We start from the raw sequence: 18980 nt of genomic DNA on the forward strand, positions 1-18980 counted from the left end.
TGATCCGGCCGGCCTGGAAATAATCGATGCGCCCGTTCCAAAAGTATTTTTGCGCCATTGCGATATCGCTGTGGGCTGTCTCCCCTGGCCACGCCCAGTTGCTCGTCGCACCGACGCTGCACATCAGGGCCGAGGCGGGCAGCGGCCGCGTCGCGCTGACGCTCGATGCGTGCGGCGGAAGGACCGACGCACGGATTCTCTCGGCGCTGGTGGAAAACAAGATTCCTGCCACCATTTTCGTCACCGGCATCTGGCTGAAGCACAACGCCGCCGCCGTCGAGATCATGCGGGCGCATCCCGAACTGTTTGAATTGGAAAACCATGGCGGCCGCCACATCCCGGCCGTCGACACGCCGCAAAAGATCTACGGTATCCGCAGTGCCGGCAGCCCGGAGGCCGTGCTGGCCGAGGTCGAATCGGGTGCTGCCGCTCTTGCCGTGACCGGCGAACCGGCCCCGAAATGGTTTCGCGGCGCAACCGCCGAATACAGCCCGTCGGCAATCGCAATGATACGCAAGCTTGGTTTCAAGATCGCCGGATTCTCTGTCAACGGCGACGGCGGCTCATTGCTCGGCGCAAAAGAGACCGCCCGGCGCATTGCCGCGGCAGAGGACGGCGACGTCATCATCGCTCACATCAACCAGCCGACCCATGCCGCCGGCGAAGGCGTTGTGCAGGGACTTCTGGCGCTGAAGGCCAAGGGCCTCACCTTCGTGCGGCTCGACGATGCCGACGGCGTCGGCGATGAAGGCACCACCGACTGATCAGTCGGGCGTGGCCTCGATGGTCACCTTGTTTGGATAGAACGCACCATGATCGCGGATATCGGCCATCTCGTCGAAAGGCCGCTCATAGGCCCACATCGCATCCTTGCCTGCATCGCCGGCGGGCAGCACGCTCCAATAACTGGCGTCGCCCTTGTAGGGGCAATGGGTCGAGTGTTCGGTCTTGCCAAGCTGTTTGAAGTCGATGTCGCCGAACGGAATGTAGAAAACCGGGGGATACGGCGATTCGGTCAGCACTTTTACCTTGCTGGACGAAGCGATGACGACATCGCCGGCGCGCACCGTCACGGTGCCTTTGTAAGGCTCGATGGTGATGACCTTGCCCGGATTGCGCTGAAAGCCGGGTGATGGATTTGCGATTTGGTCCATGTCGGATCTCCTTGCCTCAACCCCAAGATGTGTCTGGCAGGCGCGTTGCGCAAGACCTTCCAGCCACCGGCGGGCGTCGCCCGCCGGTGGCAGTCTTGCGCTTTCCTCCGGTATCCCGCCTAAAATCAGGCGGCGGCCTGGAATGCGTCCATCAACCCGGCATAGGCGGCGGCAATGCCGGCTACCGGATTGGTGCTTTTCGAGGTGGTCTCGACCTTCAGGGCACCACCGCTGGTCGGCAAGGTGAGCAGCAGGAACTGGCGATTGCCGCCGTCGCCGACGCAGGCGGCAGCGACGTGCTGGCCTTCGCCCTCGTTCTCGACGCACATCTTGAACAAGAGCGTGCCGCCGACCGCTTCAAGGGCGCCACCAACGACCTCAACGAATTCATCTTCGGAAACGGTTTTGGCGTCGGGCACCAGATCGGCCTGCGCGACATCGGCTGCCACCAGATCAGCCAGACTTTCGGCAAGCGTATTTTCGAGGGCTTTGTCGTCGAGCTGCGCGTCCATGCGAACCTCTTTCATTCGCCAATCGCGCCCCGCCGTTAATCAACGTTAACGCCGAGCATGGCCGGATTGTGGCGAATTCGGCCTCATTTGGCTCCATGCACCGCCCCAGCCCGGTCCTGACTGGACAATCCGCCGGTTCGCTCCACAATGGCGAAAAAAATATCGGGAGGAACAAGATGCTCGGGCTGATGCAGGAATGGCCGCTGCTTTGCCACAAGCTGATCGACAACGCCGAGCGGCAGCACGGCAACCGCGAGATCGTGTCGCGTTCGATCGAAGGGCCAATCGTGCGCAGCACATATGCCGAAATCCATGATCGTGCCCTGAAGGTTGCCGAGCGGCTCGAGCGTGACGGTTTCGGGCTTGGCGACCGCATCGCGACCCTAGCCTGGAACACCACGCGCCACATCGAGGCCTGGTACGGCATCATGGGTGTCGGCGCCATCTATCACACGCTCAACCCGCGGCTCTTTCCCGAACAGATCACCTGGATCATGAACAATGCCGCGGACAAGGCGATCTTCGTCGACCTGACCTTCCTGCCGCTGCTCGAAAGGATCGCCGGCGCGGTCAAGTCGCTGAAGCAGGTTGTCGTGCTGACCGACACGGCGCATATGCCGGAGACTGCGCTGTCCAATGTCGTTGCCTACGAAGAATGGCTTGCTCAAGCCGACGGCAACTTCGCCTGGAAGACATTCGATGAAAACACCGCCGCCGGCATGTGCTACACCTCGGGCACGACAGGCGACCCGAAAGGCGTCCTCTACAGCCATCGTTCGAACGTGCTGCACGCCATGATCGCCGCGATGCCCGACGCCATGGGCATGTCGTCGCGCGATACCATATTGCCGGTCGTACCGATGTTTCACGCCAACGCCTGGGGCCTTGCCCAGAGCGCGCCGATGGTCGGCGCCAAACTGGTCATGCCCGGCTGCAAGATGGATGGCGCTTCGCTCTACGAGCTGCTCGACACCGAGCACGTGACCTTCAGCGCCGCCGTGCCGACGGTGTGGATGATGCTCCTCCAGCATCTGGAAGAGACCGGCAAGAAACTACCCCATCTGCAGAAAGTCGTCATCGGCGGCTCGTCCTGTCCTCGCGCGCTCACGACGAAGTTCCAGGACAGTTACGATGTCCAGGTCGTCCACGCCTGGGGCATGACCGAGATGTCGCCGCTCGGCACGCTGTGCACCCTGAAGCCGGACTACGCCGGGCTGAAGGGCGAGGCTCGCCTCGGCGTCCAGCAGAAACAAGGCTTTACACCGTTCGGCATCGAAATGAAGGTGACGGACGACGCCGGCAACGAACTGCCATGGGACGGCAAGACCTTCGGCCGGCTCAAGGTCCGCGGGCCGGCTGTCGCGCGCGCCTATTATGGCGGCATCGGATCCGAACAGTTCGATCAAGACGGCTGGTTCGATACCGGTGACGTCGCGCACATCGACCCCGGAGGCTATATGCAGATTACCGACCGCGCCAAGGACGTGATCAAGTCGGGCGGCGAATGGATCTCGACCATCGAACTCGAGAACCTCGCGGTCGGCCATCCCGACGTCGCGGAAGCCGCCGCTATCGGCATTCCGCATTCGAAATGGGGCGAGCGGCCTTTGCTGGTGGTCGTGCGCAAGCCGGGCAGGGAGCCGACCAAGACGGATATTCTCGCTTTCATGGACGGCAAGGTGGCGAAGTGGTGGATGCCGGACGACGTCGCCTTTGTCGGCGAAATCCCACACACCGCTGCCGGCAAGATCCAGAAGATCACCTTGCGCCAGCAGTTCCGGGACTATCACCTGCCGACGGATTGACCGGAGATGCGGCGTCTTTGCGCCTTCAAGCGGCCGCTGAAAGGCACTATGCCTGTGTTCGGGTTGGGGCAGGGCGGAAAACAATGACGGAAATTCCCGAGCGAAAAACGTCGAGGGCTGCCGGTTGGTCGCGACGCGCCGGCGCGTTTTCGGCGATCCTGCTGCTGACCGCTCTCATCGGCCACCGCTATGACCTCGTCGAGACCCAAGCTTTCCTATGGGTGCTCGGCATCGTCGCGTTGCTGGCAGCGTTTGCGCTTCTGTTTGCCGGATTTGCCTTTGCGCGATTGTGGAACTTCGGTGATCGCGGCGGCCAAGACCTGACCGCCGGCGCCTTGCTGGCGCTTCTGGTGCTCATCCCTTACGCTGTCGCGGCCTATTGGGCGGCGACCTATCCGCCGCTGCGCGACATCTCGACGGATTTCGACGACCCGCCGGCGCTCGATTTTTCTACCCGGACAAAGGATATGAACGAGCTTTTGCCGCCGACACCCGGCGAGCAGCGCCTGCAAATCGAAGCTTATCCGCTTGTTACCGGGCGCAGCTACACCTTGCCTTTCGATCGCGTTCTGGAGGCGGTCAAAACCGTACTCGATCGGCGCGGCTGGCAGCTCACGGCGCCGTTTCCAGACGCAGCAGGGCAAAGCGACGTGACGGTCGATGCGCTGGCAAAGAGCTTCCTGCTTGGCCTTCCCGCCGATGTCGCCATCCGCGTGAGCGACGACGGCGATGCGGTCATCGTCGATATGCGCTCGGCCTCGCGTTACGGCCGCTACGACCTTGGCGACAATGCAGCGCGCATCACCGATTTCCTTGCCGAACTCGACCAGGAAGTCGCCGGCCAGGTGGGCGTGGCGCCGGCGGAATGATATCCGAAGTGTGCTGCGTTGCCGGCGAATAGATGCCGTCGATAGCCGGCGCGCCATCGGTGTGGACCAAGCCGCGCGCCACCAGGTCTTCCAGGTGGGCAAGCACCGACAGGCCGGCCGCGCCATGCAGGCGCGGGTCGGTGTCTCGATAGATCGCCTCCACCATGTCCTTGATCGTCCCGTCGCCGCTGTTGATCCGCTGCAGAATTGCCCGTTCGCGCATTTTGCGATGCGTTTTCAATCCGCGCATGAAGTTGCGCGGCTCGGTCACCGGCCCGCCATGACCGGGCAGCAGCAGCCGGTCATCGCGTTCGATCAGTCGGTCGAGCGAAGTCATGTAGTCGGCCATCGCGCCATCCGGCGGCGCGACGATCGTGGTTGCCCACGCCATGACGTGATCGGCCGAGAAAAGGATGCCGGTTCCCTCCAGCGCGAAGGCCGCGTGATTGGCGGTATGGCCGGGCGTCAGCACCGTCCGGATCGCCCAGCCGTCGCCGTCGATCACCATATCGTCCGGCAGCGCGATATCAGGAACAAAGTCGGTGTCGGCGCTGGCATCGAGCGGATTGACCTCGCCGGTGCGCAACGGCCGCGCCGGGCGATGCCGGCCCTCCGCCAGAACCACCGCACCGGTATGCTGCTTCAACCGCGCCGCCAGCGGCGAATGGTCGCGATGCGTGTGGCTGATGAAGATATGGCTGACCGGCCTGGTCCCGATCGCTTCGAGCAGTGTTCGAAGATGTGCCTCGTCATACGGGCCGGGATCAATCACCGCCAGCGTCTCGCGCCCGACGATATAGCTGTTGGTTCCGTGAAAGGTGAACGGGCTGGGGTTCTTGGCGGTGATCCGAAGTACGTCGGGCGCAATGGTCACACCTTTGCCGTAGGCCGGATCGAAGCGTGTATCGAATTTCAGCGCCATGTGAACGTCGCGACCTTTTTTGGGGGGAGGGCAAAACCGATTGCCGCATAGCACGGAAGCCAATATAGGAAAACGCAAGGCCGCGTTCGGCGGCAATCCGGAACGGGGAAGACCATGGCAATTGCAACGACGATGCGTCCGCTCATTTCTCTCGCTTTGCCTGAAAAGGGCGTGGCCCGCTTGGCGGGACAGCTTTTGCTGGCGATCGCCGGAACGCTGCTGCTGATCTTGTCTGCCAACACCAAGGTCATGCTCGGACCGGTCGATATCTCGATGCAGACGCTCGCCGTCTTCCTGATCGCCGCCTCCTTTGGCATGCGCCTAGGCGTCGCCACGCTGCTTCTCTACATGGCTGAGGGCGCATTGGGCCTTCCGGTCTTCCAGAGCACGCCCGAAAAGGGCATCGGTATCGCTTACATGCTCGGTTCGACCGGCGGTTATCTAGCCGGCTTCGTCGTGATGGCGGCGATCGTCGGCTGGGCTGCCGACCGTGGCTGGGATCGCCATCCTATCAAGCTCTTCAATGCCATGCTGGTGGCCGAGATCGTCATGATGACAATGGGCTTTGCCTGGCTGGCGCTGTTGATCGGCCCGGAAAAATCCTGGCAGTTCGGGGTGGTGCCCTTCATCGTCGGCGATCTGATCAAGGTTGCGCTGGCGGCGAGCCTGGTGCCGGCTGTCTGGTCGCTGCTGAAGCGGTCGTGAAGCCGGTCGAGCGGAACTGACGTCAGAACGGAACTGCACGTTGCATCGCTGTCACCATGTTGTCGCCTGAACCCCATGACTCGGCGAGCCCGTCACACTAGCTTCAAGTCGACGGACTATGTACCAGAACAAACGGGCGATTCGGCACGACCAGCGTAACCAAGCACCTACGTATGGAAATAAATTGCTCGACATAGCATCTTCGCCAGCTGAAAAAGAAAGCGGCCCGATGATTATTTAGGCACGGCTAAACTTCCGGACAATTTGTAGGAAATTCTTAACCCAACCGCCTTGACTCTAGTGGCTTGGTTGCTTGCTGGTATCCACGCACTGTCCTAGCCGTTGACCTTTAGATCATGCCGCAGACCGCCGAAAGAAGACACGTGAGTAGCGTCGAAAAAACAACGAGCAAGGCAACAACCCTGTCGCCTGAGCCGACCGCTGCGCCGGCAACTCGCTGGTACGCGGCCAGCGTCTTTCCCGGAAAGGAGCATGTCGCCGAGCGGCATCTCCGGATCCAGGGATTCCAGCCCTTTGTGCCTCGCTGCGAGAAAACCGTGCGTCATGCCCGGCGGCTCGAAACACGAGTTGCGGCTTATTTCCCCGGTTATATGTTCATCGCCCTTGACGTCGCATTGCAACGTTGGCGCTCGATCAACGGAACATTTGGTGTGCGTTCCCTCGTCATGCAAGGCGACCGGCCTTTGCCGGTCCCCTCGGGTCTGATAGAACGCCTCCTTGGGTTGACCGGCAGGAATGGCCTGCTCGATTTCAGCGGCGGCCTCGCAGCCGGTGCTCCGGTTCGGATCCGTTCCGGCCCGTTCGCGGAAATGATCGGGCGCCTTGACCGGCTCGATCCAGCCGGAAGGGCCCGGGTTCTGGTTGCCATCATGAATGGCGAGATCCCTGTCGACCTTGATGCCAGGGATCTCGTCGCCATCGCATAGTCGTAAGCACCGAGGGTGCGGCGAGGCGATGCAAATTGTTGTAGGATCGGCTCTCGGGTTTTCACCCGGGAGTGCGGTAGCCGTCCTTTGGTAGGGAGTGGGCGCTGTCCGGCGAGATCGCCTCGGCGCTGATTGGGGGTACGCGATATGCGGATAACAATGATTGGTGCCGGTTATGTGGGGCTCGTTTCGGGCGCCTGCTTCGCCGACTTTGGCCATCAGGTCTGCTGCGTCGATCGTGATGCGGAAAAGCTTGCCATGCTCAAACTCGGCAAGATACCGATCTATGAGCCAGGGCTCGACGACCTCGTCACCACCAACACCGCGCAAGGCCGCTTGCGTTTCGACGACAATCTGGCCGATGCGGTTTCTCAATCGGATGTCGTCTTCATTGCCGTGGGCACGCCGTCACGGCGCGGCGATGGGCACGCCGATCTGTCCTTCGTCTACGATGCGGCCGCCGAAGTTGGGCGTGCGCTCAGGGGGTTTACGGTCGTGGTGACAAAATCGACCGTCCCTGTCGGTACCGGTGATGAGGTGGAACGGATCATCCGCGAGCAAAATTCCGCCGCCGATTTTGCGGTGGTCTCCAATCCGGAATTTCTTCGCGAAGGATCGGCCATCGAGGATTTTAAGCGGCCCGACCGCATCATTGTCGGGACCGATGCAGAACGGGCGAAAGCCGTCATGGGCGAGATCTACCGCCCGCTCTCGTTGAATGTCGCGCCGATATTCTATACGAGCCGGCGTACGGCTGAGCTTACCAAATATGCCGGCAACGCGTTTCTGGCCATGAAGATCACCTTCATCAACGAAATTGCCGATCTGTGCGAGCGGTTGGGAGCCGATGTGCAGGATGTCGCGCGCGGCATCGGCATGGACAACCGCATCGGCGCAAAGTTCCTTCATGCCGGGCCGGGCTACGGTGGCTCCTGTTTCCCGAAAGATACGCTGGCGCTGGTCAAGACCGCGCAGGACGCGGCAAGCCCGGTGCGGCTGATAGAAACGACGGTCTCGATAAACGACCAGCGCAAACGGGCGATGGCGCGCAAGGTGGTTGAGGCCTGCGGCGGCTCTGTGCGCGGCAAGACTGTCGGTATCCTCGGCCTTACGTTCAAGCCGAACACCGACGATATGCGCGACGCCCCCTCATTGGCTATCATTCAGGCACTCCAGGATGCAGGCGCTTCGATCAAGGCCTATGATCCGGTCGGCATGGAGCAGGCGCGCAAGATGATCGAGGGCATTGAATTCGGGGAAAGCGCCTACGCTGTGGCCGACGGCGCGCACGCGATCGTCATCGTCACCGAGTGGAACGCGTTTCGGTCACTGGATCTGAAGCGGCTTCGTGCAGTCATGGCGACGCCGGTGATGGTCGACCTGCGAAACGTCTATCGCGGCGAGGACGTCGTGAAGGAAGGGATAACCTATTCCAGCGTTGGCCGAGAGCGGCATCTTGTCAGGTGAACGTCCGGCTACCTGGAGTTCGAATTGCCTGGGTTTCGCAGAAAACAACGGAAGCAGCCAGAGCGCACTTGGCAGAAACTTAGACCCGACAGTCCGCAAGAGAGCGTTTTAACTTGAACATAGTCATGATGAATCGGCCGCGACAGCGGCACCTTGTGCACAGGGTCAGGTTTCAACTCCTGGGCGGTTTGGCATTCGCAATGTTGCTCCCTGTTCTTACCAGGATTTTATTTGATTCATCAATTCTATTTTATTCAAACCTACAGATTACAATCGTCGCAGGCGTTGTTGCGCATACAATAGGCTATTTTTCCTTCCGACGTGTAGGTAATTTCCCGGGTATCGCAGCGTCTGGTTACATATTTCCAACATTTGCATTGGCTTATGGGTTTGTTTATCTGGTGATTTTTTTGTTTCGGATTGAATATAGTGGTTTTCAGGCGGTCAGCAGCTTAACGTTGTCAATTCTCTGGTACTTTGTCTTGACCATCGTAAGCCGGCGCCTTGATCCGTACAGTCTTGCCGTGGTTCCAGGCGGCGCCGTTGGTCGTCTGGAGGAGATAGGCGGGGTGAACTGGCATTGGCTTGTCTCCCCTGACATGATCATTGATCGCGTCAACGGCGTCGTTGCCGATCTGCGCGCGGATCTGTCCGACGATTGGGAGCGCTACATTGCCGACCGGGCGCTTGCGGGAGTTCCGGTCTACCATGTCAAGCAAATCACTGAATCGCTGACCGGTCGCGTTGAAATCGAGCATTTATCCGAAAACACGCTGGGTTCAATTAATCCCAACCAGGCCTATATCAAGATCAAGCAGGCGATCGACTGGGTCTGTGCGCTGTTGGCGCTGATCGTGCTGGCGCCCTTCCTGTTGTTGATCGCGCTGTTAATCAGGCTGGAATCTCCCGGACCCGCCATATTTCGCCAGGAGCGCCTCGGTTTCGGCGGAAAGTCATTTACGGTCTACAAGTTCCGGACGATGACCGTCAGTGAACCTGAGGCGGCTAACGTTCGCAGTCTCGCCGTCACCAAGCCGGGTGACAGCAGGGTTACCCGGCTAGGTCGCTTCCTTCGCAGAAGCAGAATTGACGAACTGCCGCAGCTGATAAATATCGTTCGTTCGGAAATGAGCTGGATCGGGCCTCGCCCTGAGGCGACAGTGTTGTCATCCCATTATTCGGTAGCGTTGCCATTCTATCGCTACCGAAATATCGTCCGTCCCGGAATTTCCGGGTGGGCTCAAGTGAATCAAGGATATGTGTCGGAAGACGACGACGAGACAGAGAAGCTGCACTATGATTTCTACTACATCAAGAATTTCTCGCCGTGGCTTGATTTCGTCATCGTGTTGAGAACGTTGAAGACTCTGCTAAGTGGGTTCGGATCTCGATAGAGACCGTGCTGAATTTTGCCTCCATCAAAATTTATCTGTCGAACACAGCGCCAGGACAATGCTTGGCCATCATGTGTTTAAAGCTGCCGAAGGATATGAAATGAGCCGAAAAACCGCGCTAATTACGGGCATCACCGGCCAGGACGGTGCTTATCTCGCCGACCTCCTGCTCGCCAAGGGATATGCAGTCCACGGCATCAAGCGGCGTTCGTCGTCTTTCAATACGGGCCGTATCGATCATCTCTATCAGGACCCTCATGAAACCGGCGTCAATTTTTCGTTGCACTATGGCGACATGACCGATGCGACGAACCTGATCCGCATAATCCAGGAAGTGCAGCCGGACGAGATCTACAATCTCGCGGCGCAATCGCATGTCCAAGTGAGCTTCGAGACCGCGGAATACACGGCGAATGCCGACGCGATCGGCACATTGCGGCTTCTGGAAGCCATCCGGCTGCTTGGCTTGACAAAAAAGACGCGTTTCTATCAAGCATCGACGTCCGAACTCTACGGCAAGGTGCAGGAGATCCCGCAACGGGAGACGACGCCTTTCTATCCCCGCTCACCCTATGCGGCGGCAAAGATCTATGGCTACTGGATCACGGTTAACTACCGCGAAGCCTATGGCATTCACGCTTCCAACGGTATTTTGTTCAATCACGAGAGCCCGATGCGCGGCGAAACATTCGTGACCCGCAAGATCACCCGAGCCGCCGCTGCCATCAGCCTCGGCCTACAGGACAAGCTCTACCTCGGCAATCTCTCGGCCGAGCGCGATTGGGGGCATGCGCGCGACTATGTCGAAGGCATGTGGAGGATCCTCCAGCATGAAACCCCGGACGACTATGTGCTGGCAACCGGCGTCAAGAACTCGGTTCGGAAATTTGTCGAGCTTGCCTTCGCCGAAGTGGGGGTCCGCATTCAGTGGAACGGTTCCGGGGTTGACGAAAAGGGTGTCGACACGAAAACCGGCAGGATATTGGTCGAGGTCGACCCGCGCTATTTCCGGCCGACCGAGGTTGAGCTGCTGCTCGGTGATCCTTCGAAGGCCGAACGGATCCTTGGCTGGAAGGCGACGACGTCGCTTGATTTGATGGTGCGCGAGATGGTTCAATCCGACCTCAAGGTGGTGGCGCGCGAATTCGAGCATCGCCGGCTTGACGAAGAGCACAATCGCAAAGCGGCCCGGTAGTCGCGACGAGTCCCCCGCGAACATGAAGATTTCCGTTCTAACGGTCTGCTGGAATTCGGCGGCAACAATTCGTCACACGCTCGACAGTTTCTTTGCCCAGGATCACCAGGACAAGGAACTGATCGTCGTCGACGGTGCCTCGACCGACGAAACGCTCACGATTGTCCGCTCCTATGCTGGGCAAGGGTTGCAGGTCATCAGCGAGCCCGACCGCGGCATGTATGACGCGTTGAACAAGGGGCTGGCACTTTGTAGGGGTGAGGCGATTGGAGCCCTTAACGCGGACGACGCATTTCACGACGCTTCCGTGCTCGGCAAGATCAGCGAGGCGCTTGCTGAAAGCGATATTGTCCACGGCCACCTCGACTTCGTTGAAAACCATCAAAGCAAGCGAGTGGTCCGCCGCTGGCGAGCAGAGCCAAGACCCAGTGATGGGTTCCGCTCCGGCTGGATGCCTGCCCACCCGACCTTCTATGTCCGCCGCGCCGTTGCCGAACAGAACGGGCCGTTCGATCTGACGCTCAAAGTCTCCTCCGACTACGACTGGATGCTGAGAGCCGTCGAGCTCCATGGATTCAGGATCGCGACAATCGATCAGATCCTCGTCGACATGATGGTCGGAGGCGCCAGCACAAGGAGCTTCCGTTCGCATATCGGGCATAATCTGGAAGCGCTACGTTCCCGACGCCGGTGGCTCGGATCAGGTCCGGTCGATTATGCGCTTATTGCAAAGCCGGCACGGAAGTTGGGACAATTCTTGTCGAAACAACCTCTCAAGTCGAAGGGCTAGAGACCTGGCGGTGGTCGATAGGGGCGGCATTTTATCGGACGCAGTAAAGCGGGACGGTACGCCGTGAACGACAGCAAGCCGTCCAATGCAGATATCGGAAGTGCAGCAGAGCCTCGCCACCAAAGCATGGGTATCATATATGTGAGATCGGGTTCAGGACACAGGCAGTCTTATGTTGACCTGCTGGGACCGGTTTTGGGCCTGTCTCCTGTAATGGGGCCAATGTCACGGGCTCTTAAAAAAAGACTGCTGGCGGCCGATCATCTGTTTTTTGCGACCCTCGATGACGATTTGGTTTCTTTTGTCTCGATAGCTCTTCGGCGGGCGGCTCTCGGAAGGGCGACCGTTGCATTGTTCTTAGGACCGCAGTCCTGCTTCGGAGCCTTCAGCCTCAAGCGGTTTTTCAAGAAAAGCATTTTTGTTGTTCTGAAGCGTGCGCCAAAGGTCACGGTCGCGAGTATCATACCCCTCAGTCTGGCTCCGGAATACGGCAGCGTTGTTGATGTCGGGCTCCATGATCCGCAGTGGTGGGACATGCACGACGGTTACATCCTGAGGCAACCCGGCGATACGCCGGTGGCGACTGAAGTCCACCGCCTGGCTGCTGGTCGGCCAATTGTCTGCTGGCTTGGTGCCGCCTCGGTGCACAAAGGCTTTGCCTTCATGGTCGAAATTCTCGAGGCCAATCCGGATATCGCCCGACGGCTGTGTTTCATAAGCGCTGGGACGGCGAATTCGGAGCAGGCATTGGCTTCACGGTTCAGATCGATAGGGGGAATTCATATTGACCGGCGGCTCACCGATGCCGAGTGGGAAAGCCTGTATGGCGTCGCCGACGCAGTGTGGGCCTGCTACGATCCGAGATACGATCAGGCGTCGGGAGTTTTTGGCCGGGCGCTGCAATTTGGCGTTCCCGCGATCGTGCGCCGTGGCTCCCTGATCGAGACGGCAGCTCGGAAGCTAGACGCTCCGGTCCACGCAATCGATTTTGGCGACTGTGATGCGGCGGCAACTGAGCTAAACAAGATTGCCAAGGCAGACCGGGGAACGGTGGCAGCAAAAGAACGTGAGATCAGGATCGGGTCGTGGCGCAATGATTTCATCTCCTCCACATTGCGCGCCTTGGACGGGTTACGCATACCGACGCCGAATTCTTCGAGGGAGCGGCATGACCAAGCCTGATGTCTTCACTTACAAACCCGGACCGCGTCATTGTGGCTGCCCATAAATGGTGAAGAAAGTATTGTACTTTCATCATGCGACCGCGCTGGGAGGTGCGCCGAAGAGTTTGGCATTGTTGATAAAATCGCTCGATCGCAAAGAATTCTCTCCAATAGTTGCGATGCCGCTTCGCCCAGGTAATTCTGGCGTCCGCCAACTGTTCGAAGATGCTGGGGCAGAGGTAATCGAGGAAAGGGACATTCGTCCTTTCCACGGATCGACAGTCGCGCCCTGCAAGGACGTGAAATCGAGGATACACGCGATTCTGTCCTTTCCACTTCTCGTCAGGTGCGCGAGGAAGCTAGTCCGTGACATACGGCCGGACATTGTTCACCTGAACTCCACCTGTATGGTAGCCGCCGCCAAGGGTGCGCATAGCGCCGACCCCTCAATCCCCGTTATTGCGCATGTCCGTGAACCGATCCTGCACAACTGGTGGGGTAACATTCTTCGCCACTTAAATAAGAAGCACGTCGACTATTTCGTTGCTATCGATATAGCAGGTCTGGATAGCGTCGGCGCTTCCGCTAGCCCGGCATCGGTTGTCTACAATAGTGTCGATAGCAGTCTCTTCCGTACGCCGGACGAAGGCGTTGCTGAGTTGAGGCGGAAATTTGGATGGGGAGATGGCGATGTCATATTCCTCTCACTGTCACGAATTGCGGAGTCGAATGGCATTCTGCCGTTCGTACAGGCGGTCAACTCGCTTGAGACAAACCTTCCCGAATGCGCTCGGTTTGTATTTGCAGGTTTTGGAAAAAACGAAGAAGGCTATGGAAAAGCAGCATTGGAGGCGATAAACGCAAGCCGCCGGTGCAGCGCCATGCCATTCATAGATGACATCGTTCCCGTTCTCACGGCCAGTGACGTCGTCATTGCACCTTTTCTGACAAGTCACAGTGCTCGGTGCATTTTCGAGGGAGCGTCGGCGGGACGCCCGGGCTTGGTGACCCGCTTGCCGAATTTGCTTGAGCTGATCGAAGAAGATAGAACCGGCTTGAGCTTTGAAATGTCCTCTTCCGACGGTCTTCTCGAAGCCATCGAAAAACTCTGCCGGCGCGATACCCGGCTCGCTATGGGGCGGAGCGCACGCCAGTTCGCAATGGCCAGGTTCCACATCGATCAAAACGTCGCGGCAATTCAAATGCTTTATCGCGATCTGTCAGAATCAGGCCGTTGATGTCTCCCTTTAAGTTACTTGATCGAAGTGAGCGCCTGTTCTGGAACGCACTTGCAACGCTTCAGTTTGCGGTGAGGCGCAGGAAGAGGCCTCGTGGCTTGTCCGTGCTCGGGCCAATTGGGCTAGGAGGGGCGGGCGTCCTCGAGATCGGAGATCGCGTAACTATCGTCAGCAAATCCAGGTTCAATCGAGCCGGCATAAATCATCCCACTCAGCTGGTTGTTGGGTCGTCAGGAAAACTCTCCATAGGAGACAATGTTGGGATTTCTGGAGCGTCTATTTTTTGTGTCGAGAACATTGCTATTGGAAATAATGTTCTGGTCGGAGTGAATTGCAATATTTTCGACACCGACTTTCACGCCGTCGACTATCTGGATCGGCGGCAAGGGCGGGGTACTCTTTCCGGGCCAATCGTGATCGAGGACGATGTCTGGCTCTGCGCCAACGTGACCGTTCTGAAAGGGGTGAGAATTGGTGCACGCTCGGTCATTGCGGCAGGGAGCGTCGTCACCTCCGACATCCCGCGGGATTGCCTGGCGGGTGGCGTGCCCTGCAAGGTCATACGGTCCCTGGTACTGGCGCATGCGGGGTCGATTGAATGATGAACTGTTTCGTCAACATCGCCCCGATGGCCGGCAACGTTTGGTGATAACGTCCTGCATGACCATAGTATGTTGTTTCGCTAAAGGGGGCGGGCGAAGCAGATTGCGGCATATGCCACATAGCTACGCGAATGGCCCCGTGGCCAGCCGACAATTGCGCAGTGGACGGTTATTGTGACGAAGGGCCCATCCGATCGTTCTGATACATCGATAGATTCAGCACTGTCTAATGAGCATTTAACGCGGGATCTCGGGAGACGCACGGCATCTGGAGGGATCATAGCCCTCTGCACCCAGGCTTTAATTCTTCTCACACAAATCGGCTACATGGCGCTGATGGCACGTTTGCTCCAGCCCGATGACTTCGGTTTGGTGGCCATGGCAGCATCCGCCACGGCGTTTGTCGGAGTCTTCGCCGACTTGGGTCTGTCGATGGTGACCATCCAGCGCAAGGAGGTTGATCATGACACCATCAGCGCTCTATTTTTCGTCAATCTTGGCGTCGGTTTCGCTCTCATGCCGCTGACATGGCTGATGGCGCCGGTCGCAACCTGGCTCTTTAATGACTCTCGCGTTTTTCACCTTATCCTGGTTCTGGCGATAGCCATCCCGATCACTGCGACAGGTGCGCAGCACAAAGCGCTGTTGGTTCGCAACATGCGTTGGATGTCCTTGCAAAGTGTGAATCTTGGCAGTCTCTTGTGTGGATTTGCTGTCGGTATTGCAATGGCATGGGGCTGGGATTTTAAATACTGGTCCCTCGCTGCGGCGACGCTCACCACGGCTTTGGTTGGCACGGTCGCCCAGTGGATGCTGTCACCTTGGCGTCCGACCAAGGTCGCGAATTGGAAAAATGCAAGATCGGCCATTAATTTTGGAATCCATTACAGTGGATCCCAATTCACAAACTACATCAACCGCCAATCTGACAATGTACTGATCGGCTGGAAATCCGGTCCCGGCGAACTCGGATTCTACACCCGCGCGTATTCTTTGTTCATGTTGCCGATAACGCTCGTCAGTGGACCAATTGGCTCGGTTATCATTCCAATGCTGAGCCGACTCCAAACCCAGCCCGACAAGTGGGCTAGAACCTACCTCAGTGCTATGCGACTTACACTCATGATGAACACGATATTGTGTATCCTCATTACCATCAATGCGGAACAAATTGTAGCGCTCGTTTATGGAGAGAACTGGTCGAAGTCCGGCACTATTTTGATGGTACTTTCGTTGTCCCTCATTACAAGTATTTCCGGTCAGTTTGGCGGCTGGGCGCTCATCTCTGTGGGTCGAGCTCGCGAGCTATTTATTTTTTCTATATTTTCGTCGGCTATTCGCTTTGCGGCCTTCTTATTTGCTGTTCAATGGGGTGCCTCTGGAGTTGCGCTTGCGTGGTCTATCACGTCATGGGTATTTACCCCAGTACTTTGGATTTATGCAACAAGAGATACAAAGCTTAGATTTGCGGACCTTGTGAAGGCGGCGGCGCCCTTCTTCTTTGCTTATGTTGCGGTCGTCGCCTTGTTTCACTTTCCGGGGAATTCGTTCGGCCTCTCATCTGACACCTTATCTCTGCCAGCCGGGGGCAACATCGTGCTGAACTCGACAATCACGATCGCAATCTATGCAATTTTTGTCGTTGCTCCGTATCGTTTCGCCGGCTCCATGTTAGGGGACATGCGGCTTTTTCTGGACAAAGACGAACGTCAGAGGACCTAAATCGTTGAAAATAATTGTTGAAACAACGGTTTTTTTGAACGGCGGAGACGCCGCGATCCAAGTCGCAACAAAACGCATTCTCAGGACCGCGTTCGGAGACGATGTTGAGGTCGTTTTTGCGGACATGGACGAGAAAGTCGCTGCAAAGTATTATCCGGAAAGCAAATTTATTTGTTTTCCTTCCGCGCAGATTCGTAAGAGCATAGCTGTTCGGTTGGTGAATAGATTGACCAAAGGACGGCTAGAGTTCAAGTTGATTTATTCGATTGTAATCGCAATGACTTTTGTTGAGCGGTATTTTCGATGGTTGAAATATCTTGGATATGGAGGAACGGTGGCTCGGGCTTTGCGAGAATACATCGCCGCAGATCTTATTGTTTCGACGGGTGGCACGTACCTTTCGAAGAAACATCTAGGGTCGGTTGCACTCCGTCTGCCAGAATATGCGAGAGACATTTATCTCGGAAAGCCGCCCATTTTTTTCACGCAATCTATGGGTCCGTTTGGCGACGATCGCATCTTCCGCCGACTTGCTATCGTTCTGAGAAAAAGCCCACTCATACTGGTCAGAGACCAAAAATCCATGGCTTTTGCGAAAGAGCTCACCGGATACACAGGTAACATTGAGACAGTGGCAGACAGCGTTTTCGTTCTGACGGACCAGAACCAGATCGAGAAACGTCGCGCAGCATCGCGGGCTGCGACGCCGGGACGGCGGCCAAGGATCGCCGTTTCGGTGCGGCCATGGGCGGATTTCGGGGAACGAGGTTTGGAGGTTGGCCGAGCGAAGTACCACCAGTCGGTAGCTCGGGCCGCAACGTGGCTCGTGGAAGAGGCTGGGGCCGAAGTGACGTTTGTTTCGACTTGTCAGGGGATTCCTGAGTATCGTTTCAACGACTCGGACACGGCGCGAGATGTCTTGAAATACGTACCAGATCACATTCGAGACAGCGTAGTCGTCGATTCGCAGTTCAGGAACACTGAAACATTGCTTCGCAAGATCGATGAATTCGATGGCGCTATCTGCACACGCATGCATATGTGCATTCTGTGTCTGTGCCGCGGCGTTCCAGTCTTGCCGATTTGCTATGAGAGGAAAACCGCGGATCTTTTCCAGTCGCTTGATTTGCAGGAATACATAACTTTCATCGATAAGATTGAGCCGGATAGTTTTCGCGCTCTTGTCGAGCTCTGGTGGCAGGATCAGGAATCGATAACAGAAAAATCATGGCGGGGGGCGCTGGAGTTGCGTGACAGTGCTCAATCCACTGTCGGTATTCTCAAAAACAGATTTGCACCGGTGGAATTGCAGCCGGAGACGGTGTCATGATTGCGGTTGTTTCGCAATTCTTCAATACGCCTTCCGAGACCTTTATCCGAGATCATGTTCGCCACCTTGCGCCCGGTGAGACTGTGCTCGTCTGCCAGGGGCCCGATGGCTCCGATCAGTTCGGCTATCCAGTTCTTTCCGGGGTTCCGGGGCCGTCGCCGCTTAGCCGGCTACCTGCCCGCGTCGCCAATTTGACGCGCCTGTGCTGGCTTGCGTATGTCCGTGATGGGATGTCGAGGAGGGATGAAGACAGAGTTGTTGAATTTTTCAAGGCCCACAATGTGGAGGCCGCCCTTGTCGAGTATCTGACGATGGGTGCGCTGTTTGCTCCCGCTTGTCGCCGCGCTGGCGTGCGACTATACGCCCATGCCCATGGGGCGGATTCTACCGTGATGCCTAGGAAGCACTTGTGGCGACGTCGTTACCAACGTCTCTTCGCCAGCGCTGACGGGATCATCACGCCATCACGTTTCATCGCCAATCGCCTGCTTCAAATAGGCTGTCCGAATGAGAAACTGCATGTCAGTCCATGCGGAGTTTTGCCCGAGCGCTTCACATCATCGAAGCGCGAAAGCCGTAGGCTCCTTTTCGTAGGGCGGTTTGTTGAAAAGAAATCACCGCACCTGGTGATCGAGGCGTTCGCCCGGATCGCTTCAAGGTTTCCCGGGGTACGGCTTGATTTGGTTGGCGATGGGCCGCTCATGGCGCGATGCGAGGCATTGGTTAGGCAGGAAAACCTGTCGGACGCTATCGTCTTCCATGGCTATCAAAGCACAGAGTTTGTTCAGGGGATGATGCAGGACGCTGCAATCTTCGTGCAACATTCCGTGACGGCCCGCAATGGGGATATGGAAGGCCTGCCCGTATCGATCCTGGAGGCCATGGCAAGCGCGCTCCCCGTTGTGGCGACACGTCACAGCGGCATTCCAGAGGCTGTTGTCGATGGTGAGACCGGCATACTTGTAGACGAACACGATGTCGAAAGCACGGCAAAGGCGTTTGCTAGCCTCTTGGAAGAGCCTCGCCGTGCTGCCGAGATGGGGCATGCCGGGCGGCGGCGTGTGCTGGATCATTTCACGCAACGGCACACGCGCGATCGCCTTCGACATGCCATGATGCTGCCGGCCGTGGCGAAACCTCTCGACTTCGCTGAAGGCTAGGTTCT

Annotated in this window: 18 protein-coding genes; 15 read left to right on the top strand and 3 right to left on the bottom strand. The window is 57.8% G+C overall.

The features are described 5' to 3' along the window. Nucleotides 1-26: 26 nt before the first annotated feature. Nucleotides 27-764, top strand: a complete 738-nt coding sequence (locus NKH37_RS23195; RefSeq protein ID WP_353041439.1) for a polysaccharide deacetylase family protein — start codon at nucleotides 27-29, stop codon at nucleotides 762-764. Here the strand turns inward: NKH37_RS23195 and NKH37_RS23200 are convergent, their stop codons facing one another. Together NKH37_RS23200 and NKH37_RS23205 are read right to left on the bottom strand one after the other, a co-directional pair. Next, the gene (locus NKH37_RS23200) at nucleotides 765-1154 is read right to left on the bottom strand and encodes a DUF427 domain-containing protein (RefSeq protein ID WP_353041441.1); all 390 of its coding nucleotides are present in this window, start codon (nucleotides 1152-1154) and stop codon (nucleotides 765-767) included. Between the two features lie 125 nt (nucleotides 1155-1279). Next, nucleotides 1280-1666, bottom strand: a complete 387-nt coding sequence (locus NKH37_RS23205; protein ID WP_353041443.1) for a hypothetical protein — start codon at nucleotides 1664-1666, stop codon at nucleotides 1280-1282. Between the two features lie 176 nt (nucleotides 1667-1842). Here NKH37_RS23205 and NKH37_RS23210 point away from each other — a divergent pair, with 176 nt between their 5' ends. Continuing rightward, complete coding sequence (locus tag NKH37_RS23210) at nucleotides 1843-3471, top strand: fatty-acid--CoA ligase (protein WP_353041445.1); 1629 nt, start codon at nucleotides 1843-1845, stop codon at nucleotides 3469-3471. Between the two features lie 83 nt (nucleotides 3472-3554). Beyond that, on the top strand, nucleotides 3555-4340 hold the full coding sequence (locus NKH37_RS23215; protein WP_353041446.1) for a DUF1499 domain-containing protein: 786 nt from the start codon (nucleotides 3555-3557) through the stop codon (nucleotides 4338-4340). Here NKH37_RS23215 and NKH37_RS23220 read toward each other — a convergent pair. Further along, nucleotides 4273-5262 carry an MBL fold metallo-hydrolase gene (locus NKH37_RS23220; RefSeq protein ID WP_353041448.1) on the bottom strand — a complete coding sequence of 330 codons (990 nt, stop codon included), beginning with the start codon at nucleotides 5260-5262 and terminating at the stop codon, nucleotides 4273-4275. The two genes, NKH37_RS23215 and NKH37_RS23220, sit on opposite strands and share 68 nt — an antisense overlap. A gap of 114 nt (nucleotides 5263-5376) precedes the next feature. Here NKH37_RS23220 and NKH37_RS23225 point away from each other — a divergent pair, with 114 nt between their 5' ends. The 12 genes from NKH37_RS23225 to NKH37_RS23280 all read left to right on the top strand — a co-directional run bounded on the left by NKH37_RS23225 (nucleotide 5377) and on the right by NKH37_RS23280 (nucleotide 18975). Next, the gene (locus tag NKH37_RS23225) at nucleotides 5377-5967 is read left to right on the top strand and encodes a biotin transporter BioY (protein ID WP_353041450.1); all 591 of its coding nucleotides are present in this window, start codon (nucleotides 5377-5379) and stop codon (nucleotides 5965-5967) included. 356 nt (nucleotides 5968-6323) lie between these two features. After that, nucleotides 6324-6914 carry a transcription termination/antitermination protein NusG gene (gene nusG / locus NKH37_RS23230; protein WP_353041452.1) on the top strand — a complete coding sequence of 197 codons (591 nt, stop codon included), beginning with the start codon at nucleotides 6324-6326 and terminating at the stop codon, nucleotides 6912-6914. Nucleotides 6915-7061: 147 nt separating this feature from the next. Next, entirely contained in the window at nucleotides 7062-8381 is a 1320-nt protein-coding gene (locus NKH37_RS23235; RefSeq protein ID WP_353041454.1) for a UDP-glucose dehydrogenase family protein, read from the top strand. A 200-nt stretch (nucleotides 8382-8581) separates the two neighbouring features. Continuing rightward, nucleotides 8582-9775, top strand: coding sequence for a sugar transferase (locus NKH37_RS23240; RefSeq protein WP_353041456.1), 1194 nt, complete (start codon nucleotides 8582-8584; stop codon nucleotides 9773-9775). A gap of 100 nt (nucleotides 9776-9875) precedes the next feature. Next, the gene (gene gmd / locus NKH37_RS23245) at nucleotides 9876-10970 is read left to right on the top strand and encodes a GDP-mannose 4,6-dehydratase (protein WP_353041458.1); all 1095 of its coding nucleotides are present in this window, start codon (nucleotides 9876-9878) and stop codon (nucleotides 10968-10970) included. A 22-nt stretch (nucleotides 10971-10992) separates the two neighbouring features. Beyond that, nucleotides 10993-11760 carry a glycosyltransferase family 2 protein gene (locus NKH37_RS23250; RefSeq protein ID WP_353041460.1) on the top strand — a complete coding sequence of 256 codons (768 nt, stop codon included), beginning with the start codon at nucleotides 10993-10995 and terminating at the stop codon, nucleotides 11758-11760. A gap of 63 nt (nucleotides 11761-11823) precedes the next feature. Continuing rightward, nucleotides 11824-12942, top strand: coding sequence for a hypothetical protein (locus NKH37_RS23255; protein ID WP_353041462.1), 1119 nt, complete (start codon nucleotides 11824-11826; stop codon nucleotides 12940-12942). 46 nt (nucleotides 12943-12988) lie between these two features. Next, nucleotides 12989-14161, top strand: a complete 1173-nt coding sequence (locus tag NKH37_RS23260; protein ID WP_353041464.1) for a glycosyltransferase family 4 protein — start codon at nucleotides 12989-12991, stop codon at nucleotides 14159-14161. 104 nt (nucleotides 14162-14265) lie between these two features. Further along, complete coding sequence (locus NKH37_RS23265) at nucleotides 14266-14763, top strand: acyltransferase (protein WP_353041510.1); 498 nt, start codon at nucleotides 14266-14268, stop codon at nucleotides 14761-14763. A 174-nt stretch (nucleotides 14764-14937) separates the two neighbouring features. Further along, on the top strand, nucleotides 14938-16485 hold the full coding sequence (locus tag NKH37_RS23270; protein WP_353041466.1) for a lipopolysaccharide biosynthesis protein: 1548 nt from the start codon (nucleotides 14938-14940) through the stop codon (nucleotides 16483-16485). A 4-nt stretch (nucleotides 16486-16489) separates the two neighbouring features. After that, a complete protein-coding gene (locus NKH37_RS23275; RefSeq protein ID WP_353041468.1) occupies nucleotides 16490-17815 on the top strand; it encodes a polysaccharide pyruvyl transferase family protein in 1326 nt (441 codons plus the stop codon). Beyond that, nucleotides 17812-18975, top strand: coding sequence for a glycosyltransferase (locus tag NKH37_RS23280; protein ID WP_353041470.1), 1164 nt, complete (start codon nucleotides 17812-17814; stop codon nucleotides 18973-18975). The genes NKH37_RS23275 and NKH37_RS23280 overlap by 4 nt, the downstream gene beginning before the upstream one ends. Nucleotides 18976-18980: the final 5 nt, after the last annotated feature.

This window comes from Mesorhizobium sp. M1217 (assembly GCF_040318275.1).
In the GTDB taxonomy this organism is placed as follows: domain Bacteria; phylum Pseudomonadota; class Alphaproteobacteria; order Rhizobiales; family Rhizobiaceae; genus Mesorhizobium.